Raw genomic sequence first — 11,561 nt, forward strand, 5'->3', positions numbered from 1 at the left:
CAGATGAACGAAATCGGCGGTTACGACTTTGAAGACCTGGAAGCAGGCATGAGCGCCAGCTTTGCGAAAACCATTACGGAGGCGGACATCCTGCTCTTCGCGGCCGCATCGGGCGACATCAACGCAGTTCACATCAACGAGGAGTTCGCGCGGACCACGCCGTTCAAGGGACGCATTGCGCACGGGATGCTGTCCGCGAGCATGATTTCCGCGGCCCTCGCCGGGCGCCTGCCCGGCCCGGGTACCGTGTATGTCGGACAGAACCTGCGTTTCAAGGCACCGGTCCGGGCCGGCGATACCGTGCACGCAACGGTCGCCGTGAAGGAACTGCAGCCGGAAAAGAGCCGCGTCGTGATGTCGACCGTCTGCACGGTGGCGGGAAAAGTGGTGATCGACGGCGAAGCGGTCGTCATGGCGACGTCCCGTGCGCGGCGTGTGGCCGAATGCGCGGACGGTGCCGGAGAGCCTGCAATCACGAGTGAGTCAATCGAGGCGCAACAATCATGCCGTTAAACGTACCCACTGAATACGTACAGGGATTCATCACGTCCGGCCAGCAGTTCTGGCGCGCCATGGCCGCTCTGGACGCGAATGGCGTTCCCCCCGACGACACGTCCGCTGCATTGCAGCCCCTGAAATCGCTCGCCGCTCCCGTGGCGCTGCTCGAAGCGCATTCGGCGTACTGGCCGCAACTGGCGACCGTCTGGACCCGCACCCTGGTGGGCACGATGGGCGCGGAAACCGAGCCCGTGATCGCGCCGGAGCGGGGCGACCGCCGCTTTGCTGCGGAAGACTGGCACAGGAGCGCCTGGTATAGCCTGCTCAAGCAGAACTACCTGCTCAACGCACGGTTGCTTGAAGACATCGTCGATGCAGTCGCCACGACCGAAAAGGACAAGCGGAAGTTCAGGTTCTTCACGCGCCAGCTCATCGATTCGCTGAGCCCGGCCAATTTCGCCGCGACGAATCCCGAGGCGCTCAAGCTCGCGTTCGAATCCAGCGGCGAAAGCCTGCGTGACGGCTTCACGAACCTGCTTGCCGATATGCAGCGCGGCAACATCTCGATCACGGACGAGACCGCTTACGAGATCGGCCACAACGTGGCTGCTTCGCAAGGCTCGGTCGTGTTCGAGAACGATCTGTTCCAGTTGATCCAGTACGCTCCGCTCACGGAGAAGGTCGCGAAACGCCCGCTCCTGATCGTGCCGCCGTGTATCAACAAGTTCTACATTCTCGATCTGCAGCCCGAAAATTCCTTTGTGCGCTTTGCCTGCGAACAGGGCATGACCGTGTTCATGGTGTCGTGGCGCAACCCGGATGCCACGATGACGCAAACGACGTGGGACGACTACGTCGAACACGGTGCATTGACGGCGCTGAACGTTGCGCAGTCAATTACCCGCGCCGACCGGGTCAACGCGGTGGGCTGGTGCGTAGGCGGCACCATTCTGTCGTCGGCCACGGCGATCGCGCGGGCACGCGGTGAAGACAAGGTGGCAAGCCTCACCTTACTCACCACGATGCTGGATTTCGGGGAACCCGGCGAGCTGGGCGTCTTCATTGACGAAGCGGGCGTCGCACAGCGCGAGAGCGCGATCGGGCAAGGCGGCCTCTATTCCGGCAAGGAACTCGGGTTCACGTTCCAGACACTGCGGGCAAACGACCTCATCTGGCCGTACGTCATCGGCAATTACCTGAAGGGCAAATCGCCGCCGGCATTCGACCTGCTGTACTGGAACGCCGACAGCACCAATCTGCCGGGGCCCATGTACACCTGGTATCTGCGCAACATGTACCTCGAGAACAACCTCTGCAAGCCGGGCCGCCTGACGATGTGCGGCACGCCCGTCGACCTGGGGAATATCGACACCCCGACCTACGTGCTGGCAACCGAAGAAGATCACATCGTGCCGTGGCGCTCGGCTCATCGATCCACGCAACTGCTTGGCGGCCCGACGCAGTTCGTTCTCGGCGCGAGCGGCCACATCGCCGGGGTCGTCAATCCTGCGTCGAAGAACAAGCGGAATTTCAAGGTCAGCGATGATTCGACCGCCGATCCGGATGCATGGCTGGCTTCCGCCGAAACGCGGCCGGGCAGCTGGTGGAACCACTGGATCGAGTGGCTGAAGCCGTACGCTGAAGCATCGGTCAAGGCGCGCGTGAAGCCTGGAAACGCCGTTCACAAGGCGATCGAGCCGGCCCCCGGACGCTATGTGAAAGTGCGCACCGCATAGTTCGCACCCCGCTCGGGATCTGCAAGGCCGCGAAGCGTTTGCCGCTTCGCGGCCTTTTGGCATCGGCTTGATGCCTTGCACTGGCGTACGCGCGTGCCGGCGCCCAGACCCCTGACAGAAACGCCACGGCGGCATTATTTCCGCAGTGGCGTTTCTGTCCATCTGCACGGCGATGGCCTTCGCGCTTAACGCGCCGCGCCAGTCGACTTGCGCAACTTCGCGACATCGTCCGGCGGCACAGCCGGTGCGTTGTTGTTCCAGCCGGCCCGGATAAACGTCAGTACGTCGGCGATCTGCTGGTCGTTGAGTACGGGCGCGTACTTCGGCATTGGATACGGCGCCGGAATACCGCCGACCACCAGGTCGCCCGTGCCGTTCAACGTCACGTTGACAAGCGACGACGCGTCTTTCTCCAGCACGTTCGGATTGCCCGCCAGCGGCGCGAGCATCGGCGCGAAGCCCCGTCCGTCGACGCCGTGGCAGTGCATGCAGTACGCCGTATAAACCTTCGCGCCCGGATCGTTTGCAGGCCGGTTCAGCGACACCTTCGTCGCCTTCGGGTCATACGCATACTGCGCGCCGCCGTAGCCGCCCGCGGCCGGCAGCGACTTCAGATACCGCGCCATCGCGCTAACGTCGGTATCGTTCATCGCCTGAGTGCTGTTGTTGATCACGCTCGTCATGGAACCGAACGCGGACGCGTGCGCGTTCGCACCGGTCTTCAGGAACGTCGCGAGATCCTGTTCCGTCCAGCGGCCGAGCCCGACGTTATGCTCGCCCGTCAGGTTCGCGGCAAACCAGCCGTCGAGCAGACCGCCCGTCAGGAACGCGCTGCCGCTTTCGTCGAGTGCCTTTTCCTGGAACGCGAATCCGCGCGGCGTGTGACACGATCCGCAATGTCCCAGCCCCTGGATCAGATAGGCACCGCGATTCCATGCGACGTCCTTGCCCGGTTTGTCCTGGTACATGCCGCTTTTCAGGAACACGAGATTCCACAGCTTCAGCGGCCAGCGCATGTTGAGCGGCCATTTGATATCCGGCTCGCGGTTCGCCTGCTTCACCGGTGCAACGCCGCTCATGAAATACGCGTAGAGCGCGTGCATGTCGTCGTCGTTGATCTTCGCGTACGACGGATAAGGCATCGCCGGATACAGGTTATGACCATCCTTCGCGACGCCTTCACGCATCGCGCGCGCGAAGTCTTCCCCGGTATAGCGGCCAATGCCGGTGTCCGGGTCGGGCGTGATGTTCGTCGTATAGATCCGGCCCATCGGCGTGTTCATCGGCAGACCGCCCGCGAACGGCTTGCCGCGCGGCGCCGAGTGACACGCGATGCAGTCGCCGAGCTTCGCCAGGTACGCGCCGCGTTGAACGAGCGCGTCGTCGGCCGCATGCGAGACGAACGGCAACGCCATGCCCAGTGCCGCGGATAACGCTTTGAGTGTGATATTCATCGACGTTCTCCGCTCAGGCGGTCTGCAGCTGGCTGCCGACCGGCAATTGCCGGATCCGCTTGCCCGTCGCTGCAAAGATCGCGTTCGTCAGCGCCGGCGCAAGCGCCGCCGTACCCGGTTCGCCGATGCCCCCGGGCGCCTCGGTACTCCTCACGATGTGGACGTCGATCGGCGGCGTCTGATCGATGCGCAGCATCCGGTAATCCGTGAAGTTGTTCTGCTCGACGCGGCCATCCCTGATCGTGATTTCGCTATAGAGCGCCGCCGTGATCGCGAAGATCACGCCGCCCTGTATCTGTGCCTCGACCGTATCCGGATTCACAACCATGCCGCAATCCACCGCGCACACCACGCGCCTGACCGCGACTTCGCCCTTGTCGATCGCCACGTCGACGACCATCGCAAGGAAGCTGCCGAACGCATGCATCACCGAAACGCCGCGCCCCTGGCCTTGCGGCATCGCGCTGCCCCAACCGGCCGCCTGCGTGGCGACGTCGAGCACGTTGCGCGCGCGCGGCGACTTGCCGAGCAGGTCGCGACGATATTTGACGGGATCGATCTTCGCCTGCGCGGCAAGTTCGTCCACGAAACTTTCGACGACGAACGTGCCGCGCGTGGGTCCCACGCCGCGCCAGAACGCGGTGGGCACGGCGTGCGGCTCCTGGCGCACATAGTCGATGAGCTGGTTCGGCAGATCGTACGGCAGGTCCGAGGCCACTTCGACGGCATCGGGATCCAGGCCGTTTTTAAACGCCGGTGGCGCGAAGCGGGCAAGGATCGATGAACCCACGATGCGGTGCTGCCACGCAACCGGCTTGCCGTTCGCGTCGAGGCCCGCGGAAATCCTGTCGTAGTAGTACGGGCGGTACATGTCGTGCTGGATGTCTTCCTCGCGCGTCCACACCACCTTGACCGGCACGCCGAGCTGCCTGCCGATCTTCAGCGCCTGCGTCGCCATATCGAACTCGAGCCGCCGCCCGAAGCCGCCGCCCAGCAGATGGTTATGGACGGCAATCTTCTCCGCCGGCAGGCCGGTCACGGCCACGGCCGCATCGACGATGCGCGTCGGCACCTGTGTGCCGAGCCAGACATCGCAGCCATCGGGCCGCACATGGACCGTGCAGTTGACCGGTTCCATTGTCGCGTGCGCGAGAAACGGTTGCTGATACACCGCATCGACGCGCGTCTTCGCGGACGAAAACCCGCTGTTCACATCGCCTTCCTTGCGCGCGACGGCACCCGTGCGCTGCGCGGCGTTCGCGAGATCGTCGACGATCTGTTTCATCGATATCCGCGCGCCCGCGCCCTCGTTCCACGTGATTTCGAGCGCCTGCACGCCGCGCTTGACGGCCCATGTGTGGTCGCCGATCACGGCCACGCCATTGTCAAACTTCACCACCTGACGCACACCCGGAATCTTCCTCGCGTTCGTATCGTCGACGCCCGCGAGCGTGCCGCCGAATACCGGGCACGTCGCAATGGCCGCATAAACCATGTCGGGCACACGTACGTCGAGACCGAACACCGCCGTGCCATCCACCTTCTCTGGCGAGTCGAGGCGCTTTGCGCCCGTGCCGACCAGCTTGAAATCCTTCGGATTTTTAAGCTGCACGTTTTGCGGCACGGGCAGTTTCGCCGCCGCATCGACGAGATCGCCGTACGCGATGCTGCGGTTGCTGTCGGGATGCACGACCTTGCCCGCCTGCGCGTGACAGGTCGCGGGATCGACCTGCCATTGCTGCGCGGCCGCGCTGACCAGCAGCACGCGTGCGGTGGCGCCCGCACGCCGCATCGGTTCCCACGCGTAACGGATCGACGTCGAGCCTCCCGTGAGCTGGCCGCCGAGCAGCGGATCCGTGAAGAGCTTCGCGTCCGGTGGTGCGTGATCGATCGTGACGCTATCGAGCGGCACTTCGAGTTCCTCCGCGATCAGCATCGGAATCGACGTGTACACGCCCTGGCCCATTTCGACCTTGGGAATCACGAGCGAGACCTTGCCGGTCCGGTCGATCTGCACGAACGCGTTCGGCGCGAATACGCCGTCTTGCGGCGTCTCGACGCCGTCGCCGCCGATCACCGATTTTCGTGACGCCTGATCCTGGCTTGCCGCCGGCAGACTGAAACCCAGCAGCAGGCCGCCGCCTGCTGCCGCGCCGACCGTCGCACCGAACTTGAGAAACGTGCGACGGGACACGCCGTGCGGATCCTTTTCGCGCTTGCCGTCGTTTTTCGCATCGAGCAGTCCTTGCGACATGTCACGCCTCCTTCGCTGCTTGCCTGATGGCCGCGCGGATGCGGTTGTACGTGCCACAGCGACAGATGTTGCCTGTCATCGCGGCATCGATATCGGCATCGGTGGGATTGGGGTTCGACGAGAGCAGCGAAGCCGCGGACATCACCTGTCCGGACTGACAGTAGCCGCACTGCACGACATCGAGCTGACGCCACGCGGTCTGCACTTTCCTGCCCGCGGGCGTGTCGCCGACGGCTTCGATGGTCGTCACCCTGCGCTCGCCGATTGCCGCGACCGGCAGCACACATGAGCGAACCGCGACGCCGTCGAGATGGACGGTGCAGGCACCACATTGGGCAATGCCACAGCCAAACTTGGTGCCGGTCAGCCCGACGAGATCGCGCAACACCCAGAGCAGCGGCATATCGGGTGGTGCATCGACGGTATGAGTCTGTCCATTTACGGTAAGCGTTGTCATAGGCGGCTCCGGATTGTGGGGCTATTGTTTTGGATGGGACAGGAATCGCGCTGGCAAGCCGGAATTTATTCCGTCGGCCATCGCTAATACGGGACTATGCTGATGAACAGCGCGAGGACCAGCGTCTGGCACTCAGCGGGACAGCAATGAACGGCGATGAAGGAAGAGGCGAAACGATTGTAGCGCCGACTGAAATTGCGTGTTGGCCGTCTGTCAGCGCGTGTGCCGGCAGGCTGGCAGAATCGCCTGACGAACTGAAAGGAGAGAACGATGAACGAAGCGCGCGCGATTCAATTCCTGAACACCATTCGCAAACCGTTGTTGTCGCTGCACAAGGCGATTCTCGACCACGAGCGTGCGTCGTATGAGAAAGACTTCGGCCCGGTCACACCGGCGGCGTTTCTTCAGGTGCTGATCAACGGCTCGGGCTTTCGCTGGATCACGCCGCTCTCGACGCTCATCGCGAACATCGATGAAGTCGTCGACGACAAGGAAGCCACACCCGCCGACAGGACGGCCGCCGCGGAAGCGGTTATCGCCCTGTTCGCGCCCGGCGACCCGAACGCGGTGTTCCTGCCGCGCTATCTGCCATTGCTGCAGATGAGCCCCGACCTGCTGCACGCGCATGGACAGGTCGCGCAGGTGCTGCGCGAAGCGGCGGACAGGTAGCGCACGGCCAGCGGTGCGGCGTTCGCGTCAGGCAAAAGCTTTTACGACGATGCGTGCCGCGGCAGCGAGTACGTCGCTGCGCGACTTCGCGTCCCTGTCACGCTGCGTGAAATAAGTCACGAGCACGATCGGCGGTTTTGCGGGCGGCCACAGCACGGCGAGATCGTTGGTCGCGCCGTAATCGCCCGTGCCGGTCTTGTCGATCACGTCCCAGCCCGTTGGGACGCCCGCGCGAATCCGCTCGCCGCCCGTTGTATTCGCGCGCATCCACGCCTGAAGCTGGTTGCGCTGCGGCGCGCCCAGCGTATCGCCAAGTGCGAGGCGCTGCACGCTTGCCAGCATCGCGGCCGGTGTCGTCGTGTCGCGCGGGTCGCCGGGAATTGCCGTGTTCAACTCCGTTTCCCAGCGGTCGAGGCGAAACGTTTCGTCGCCGGTCGAGCGCGCGAATGCCGTGACCGCGGACGGCCCACCCACGATTCTGATCAGCAGGTTCGCGGACGTGTTGTCGCTATAGTCGATGCCGGCCGCGCACAGTTCGGCAATCGTCATGCCTTCAGCGACATGCTGTTCGGTAACCGGCGAATACGCGACGAGGTCGGCCTTCGTATAGCGCACGCGCTGTTGCAGAAACCCGGGCTCCTTCGCGCTGCGCGCGAGGATCGCGGAGACGATCATCACCTTGCACGTGCTGCAAAATGCAAAGCGTTCGTCCGCGCGATGCATCAGCGTGGCGCCATTCGCCGTATTCAGCGCCGCGACGCCAAGGCGCCCTGCTGCCGAGGTTTCGAGTACCGCCAGTTTCGCCTCCGGCGAAGCGCCTTTCGAAGCACCGGTTGCCCACGAAGAACAGGCCGCGATGAAAGGGGTGGAAGCAGCCGCGAGCAACAGCCCGCGACGGGAGGATGAATGAGTCATGGCTGGATGTTTGCCGGAATGGTCATGGTGCGTTTCGATTGCATGATCTCGTGAAGGTTCCCCGCTAGCCAGGTGCACGCCGGCGGGTCCCGAATATCCTCACCATTGTTTTTTCAACCTGAAGCGGCCGGATTCCGTGCGTCAGGTCGCGCAAAGGACGTTTCGCTATTGACAACGTCATCATCATGCATTTCAAACTTCGCTAAATCCCCTTGTTTCAGGGGATTTTATGCGTCGTTCACTTGTTTGAACCGCTCGATGGCATTGCTTGCGCAAGAATTCGCCCGCTTTTGTCGCGATTGTTTCAGCGCAGCGTGCAATCAAAGGTGAGGTTCTGCGGGAGGTCTCCCGATGCGTCTCGTCCGGTCCGTTGCTAGCGCAACGAACGGCTTCGCGGCTTTGCACCGCTGGCTTGTGCGACATCGTTCAGCTTGCGCCACAACGTCGTCTTGCTGATGCCGAGCATCTCGCACACCTGGTCACGGTCGCCATTGCATGCGTCGAGCGCGGCGCGAATCTCGTCGGCTTCGACGCGGCGGCTGCGCTGACGCAACGTCAGGCTCGCCGCTTCGCGCGATGCACGCTCGAACAGTTCGGGTGCGATAGAACGCAGCACATCGCCCGTCAGTTCAACTGCATCCGGGTCCGCGAGTTCGACCGCGATCCGTTCAATCACATTCTGTAACTCGCGCACGTTACCGGGCCACGGGTGTTCGCTTAACGGAACACGAACCGCGTGCAGCACTTTCGCCGCGTCGGTGACGTTGTGAATCTGCCGTGCCAGACGCGGCTCGCGGCGCGCAGCCTGCACGAGCAGTTCAGCGGCGAGCGGCAGAATGTCCACCTGCCGTTCGCGCAGCGGCGGCAGTGCGATGTTCAGAATATTGAGCCGGTAATACAGATCGGCGCGAAACTCGCCGGCGTCGATGCCTTCTGTCAAACCACGATGCGTCGCCGCGACGATACGCACGTCGATGCGCGTCGGCTCCGTCGAACCGAGCCGCACGACTTCGCGTTCCTGCAACACACGCAACAGACGGCTTTGCAGCGGCAACGGCATTTCGCCGATCTCGTCGAGAAAGAGCGTGCCGCGATGCGCCGCTTCGATCAGGCCCGCCTTGCCGCCGCGTCGCGCGCCGGTAAACGCGCCCTCTTCATAGCCAAAAAGTTCGCTCTCCAGCAGCGCTTCGGGAAACGAGCCGCAATTGATCGCGACAAACGGAAAGTCGCGTCGCGCGCTCGCCTGATGGATGCTCTGCGCCACCATCTCCTTGCCGGTGCCGCTTTCACCGCGAATCAGAACCGTCGCTTCCGACTGCGCGTAGCGTCGCACGAGGCTGCGCACCCGCTCGATGGCCGCGCACTCGCCGACGATGTCGTCGAGCGTGTAGCGCGCGGCGAACTGTTGCGCGCGCTGCCGCGACCGCAGCGTCCGGTCGAGCCGTTCGACCGCGCGCGATTCCTGGAACGTCAGCACAGTGCCACTGGTGACACCGTTATCGGCGAGCGGACCGCGATGCACGACATAGCTCACGCCGCGCACCGTTTCCAGCGATTCGCCCTCGGCGTCGGGCACGGCGTTGGCGATATCGGGCGCGAGATCGAGCAGCAGCTTGCCGGCCGCGGTGGCGGGATCGATACCGAGCGTGAGCGCGAGGCGCTGGTTGATCGCTTCGACGCGCCCCTGCGCATCGAGCGCGACGACGCCGTCGCGCAGATGTTGCAACACGCTGTCGAGCCGCTGCCGGCGCACCGCTTCGCGCCAGGTGGCTTGCGCGACATCGAGCGCGTTATCGAACGCGGCGCGCACCGAAGCACGCGAATACAGAAACACCGCGCCCATGCCGGCTCTCGCGGCGAGGTCGGTGACGAGCCCCGGTCCGACCACCGTTTCGACGCCGCGATCGCGCAGATCGAGCACGCACGTTTCCGCGTCCTGTGCGGATTCGTAGGAGCCGAACACGACGTCGATACCGTAGGCGGAAACGAAACGGCGCAGCTCGCCAGGCGTTTCGCCGTGTGTGACGAGCCCAACCGATGCGCCATCGCGCCGCGCGCGCGCCAGCGCATGCATGACGTCGAAGCCGGTCGGCGCGACCAGCACGACCGGCACGTTGACGCGCGCTTTCAGGTACGTCCCGTTCGATCCGGCGGCAACGACGATGTCCGGACGGTTCGCGCCCGCCGCCGCGATTTCGTTGACGGCGTCTTCGAAGCCACGTGAGATAAGCCGCAGATCGGCGCGGCCATCATATTCACCCGCGATGTCCCGGTACAGGTCGCGCAGCTTGCTGATACCGATCGCCCACATGCGCGGACGCGGGCCGGATACGGGAAGCGGCATCATGATCGCTCGGGTTTCGTGGCGTCGAAATTCATCCTGAGATTATGCATCATACTTCATCGATGAAATTTTAAATTTCATTTATGAAATCACACGGTCAAACCGCGAATTAGCGATCGTCTTTTAAATCAATGGTTTAGCGCGTTATCATGTGACTGGCCCGTTCCTTGCTGTATAGAGTCCAGTCATGGTCAAGGAGATGTTGTGAACACAGGAAATCCAGCAGGCGCCGGCGCGGCGTTCCGCGCCGCAGTTGCCACTGAACAGCCGCTGCAGGTTGTCGGCGCGATTACCGCCTACGCGGCGAAGATGGCCGAGGCCGTCGGTTTCAAGGCGGTCTATCTGTCGGGCGGCGGCGTCGCGGCCAATTCGCTGGGCGTACCCGATCTCGGCATCAGCACGATGGACGACGTCCTGATCGACGCCCGGCGCATCACCGATGCAACGAACCTTCCGCTGCTCGTGGATATCGATACCGGCTGGGGTGGCGCGTTCAACATCGCGCGCACCGTGAAGTCGTTCATCAAGGCGGGCGTCGCGGCTGTGCATCTGGAAGACCAGGTCGGCCAGAAGCGTTGCGGCCATCGTCCGGGCAAGGAATGCGTGTCGAAGGAAGAGATGGTCGATCGCGTGAAGGCCGCCGTCGATGCCCGCACCGACGACCAGTTCGTCATCATGGCGCGCACCGACGCCGCCGCGGTCGAAGGCATCGATGCGGCGATCGAGCGTGCGGTGGCGTATGTCGAAGCCGGCGCGGACATGATCTTCCCCGAAGCGATGAAATCGCTCGACGACTATCGCCGCTTCAAGGCCGCGGTCAAGGTGCCGATTCTCGCGAACCTGACCGAATTCGGCTCGACGCCGTTTTTCACCACCGCCGAACTGCGCGACGCGAACGTCGACATCGCGCTCTACTGCTGCGGCGCGTATCGCGCGATGAATGCAGCCGCGCTCAACTTCTACGAAGTCGTGAAGCGCGACGGAACGCAAAAGGCTGCGGTGGAAACCATGCAGTCGCGCGCCGATCTGTACGACTACCTTGGCTATCACGCGTACGAAGACAAGCTCGACGCGCTGTTTGCCGGACAGAAATAATCAGGACCTTGAGGACGACACCATGAGCGAAGCAGATAACAGCACGCCTGCAGCCGGCGCATTCAAACCGAAGAAATCCGTCGCCCTGTCGGGCGTGACGGCGGGCAACACGGCGTTGTGCACGGTCGGCAAGACCGGC

At 63.6% G+C, this 11,561-nt stretch carries 9 protein-coding genes and 1 pseudogene; 5 read left to right on the plus strand and 5 right to left on the minus strand.

The window, feature by feature from the left end:
* The first annotated feature begins 3 nt into the window (after positions 1-3).
* Together LPA37_RS20640 and LPA37_RS20645 are read left to right on the plus strand one after the other, a co-directional pair.
* Positions 4-513 (plus strand): MaoC family dehydratase, encoded by a 510-nt coding sequence (locus LPA37_RS20640; protein ID WP_228976532.1) that lies wholly within the window; start codon positions 4-6, stop codon positions 511-513.
* Positions 504-2,234 carry a PHA/PHB synthase family protein gene (locus tag LPA37_RS20645; RefSeq protein ID WP_229013559.1) on the plus strand — a complete coding sequence of 577 codons (1,731 nt, stop codon included), beginning with the start codon at positions 504-506 and terminating at the stop codon, positions 2,232-2,234. Before LPA37_RS20640 ends, LPA37_RS20645 begins: the two co-directional genes overlap by 10 nt.
* 185 nt (positions 2,235-2,419) lie before the next feature.
* Here the strand turns inward: LPA37_RS20645 and LPA37_RS20650 are convergent, their stop codons facing one another.
* Genes LPA37_RS20650 through LPA37_RS20660 form a run of 3 tightly spaced genes read right to left on the minus strand, consistent with a single transcriptional unit; the run spans position 2,420 to position 6,399 of the window.
* On the minus strand, positions 2,420-3,688 hold the full coding sequence (locus LPA37_RS20650) for a cytochrome c (RefSeq protein WP_228976528.1): 1,269 nt from the start codon (positions 3,686-3,688) through the stop codon (positions 2,420-2,422).
* A 13-nt stretch (positions 3,689-3,701) separates the two neighbouring features.
* Positions 3,702-5,942, minus strand: coding sequence for a xanthine dehydrogenase family protein molybdopterin-binding subunit (locus LPA37_RS20655; RefSeq protein ID WP_229013560.1), 2,241 nt, complete (start codon positions 5,940-5,942; stop codon positions 3,702-3,704).
* Between the two features lies 1 nt (position 5,943).
* Positions 5,944-6,399 carry a (2Fe-2S)-binding protein gene (locus LPA37_RS20660; RefSeq protein WP_228976520.1) on the minus strand — a complete coding sequence of 152 codons (456 nt, stop codon included), beginning with the start codon at positions 6,397-6,399 and terminating at the stop codon, positions 5,944-5,946.
* Positions 6,400-6,669: 270 nt separating this feature from the next.
* Here LPA37_RS20660 and LPA37_RS20665 point away from each other — a divergent pair, with 270 nt between their 5' ends.
* On the plus strand, positions 6,670-7,068 hold the full coding sequence (locus LPA37_RS20665) for a hypothetical protein (protein WP_229013561.1): 399 nt from the start codon (positions 6,670-6,672) through the stop codon (positions 7,066-7,068).
* A gap of 27 nt (positions 7,069-7,095) precedes the next feature.
* On the opposite strand, the gene bla is transcribed toward LPA37_RS20665, so the two are convergent.
* Both bla and prpR read right to left on the minus strand, forming a co-directional pair.
* On the minus strand, positions 7,096-7,983 hold the full coding sequence (gene bla, locus LPA37_RS20670; RefSeq protein ID WP_229013562.1) for a class A beta-lactamase: 888 nt from the start codon (positions 7,981-7,983) through the stop codon (positions 7,096-7,098).
* A gap of 373 nt (positions 7,984-8,356) precedes the next feature.
* Complete coding sequence (gene prpR / locus LPA37_RS20675; RefSeq protein WP_229013563.1) at positions 8,357-10,330, minus strand: propionate catabolism operon regulatory protein PrpR; 1,974 nt, start codon at positions 10,328-10,330, stop codon at positions 8,357-8,359.
* Positions 10,331-10,531: 201 nt separating this feature from the next.
* Here prpR and prpB point away from each other — a divergent pair, with 201 nt between their 5' ends.
* Both prpB and LPA37_RS20685 read left to right on the plus strand, forming a co-directional pair.
* A complete protein-coding gene (prpB, locus tag LPA37_RS20680; protein WP_229013565.1) occupies positions 10,532-11,422 on the plus strand; it encodes a methylisocitrate lyase in 891 nt (296 codons plus the stop codon).
* 22 nt (positions 11,423-11,444) lie between these two features.
* A pseudogene (locus tag LPA37_RS20685) lies at positions 11,445-11,561 on the plus strand (2-methylcitrate synthase); the annotation flags it as partial.

This window comes from Paraburkholderia gardini, assembly GCF_907164545.1.
Lineage (GTDB): Bacteria > Pseudomonadota > Gammaproteobacteria > Burkholderiales > Burkholderiaceae > Paraburkholderia > Paraburkholderia gardini.

What these genes read in the sequence shown, in the direction of transcription:
- LPA37_RS20640 (WP_228976532.1), top strand. Translation starts at nt 4, where the DNA reads ATGAACGAAATCGGCGGTTACGACTTTGAAGACCTGGAAGCAGGCATG.
- LPA37_RS20645 (WP_229013559.1), top strand. Translation starts at nt 504, where the DNA reads ATGCCGTTAAACGTACCCACTGAATACGTACAGGGATTCATCACGTCC.
- LPA37_RS20650 (WP_228976528.1), bottom strand. Translation starts at nt 3,688, where the DNA reads ATGAATATCACACTCAAAGCGTTATCCGCGGCACTGGGCATGGCGTTG.
- LPA37_RS20655 (WP_229013560.1), bottom strand. Translation starts at nt 5,942, where the DNA reads ATGTCGCAAGGACTGCTCGATGCGAAAAACGACGGCAAGCGCGAAAAG.
- LPA37_RS20660 (WP_228976520.1), bottom strand. Translation starts at nt 6,399, where the DNA reads ATGACAACGCTTACCGTAAATGGACAGACTCATACCGTCGATGCACCA.
- LPA37_RS20665 (WP_229013561.1), top strand. Translation starts at nt 6,670, where the DNA reads ATGAACGAAGCGCGCGCGATTCAATTCCTGAACACCATTCGCAAACCG.
- bla (WP_229013562.1), bottom strand. Translation starts at nt 7,983, where the DNA reads ATGACTCATTCATCCTCCCGTCGCGGGCTGTTGCTCGCGGCTGCTTCC.
- prpR (WP_229013563.1), bottom strand. Translation starts at nt 10,330, where the DNA reads ATGATGCCGCTTCCCGTATCCGGCCCGCGTCCGCGCATGTGGGCGATC.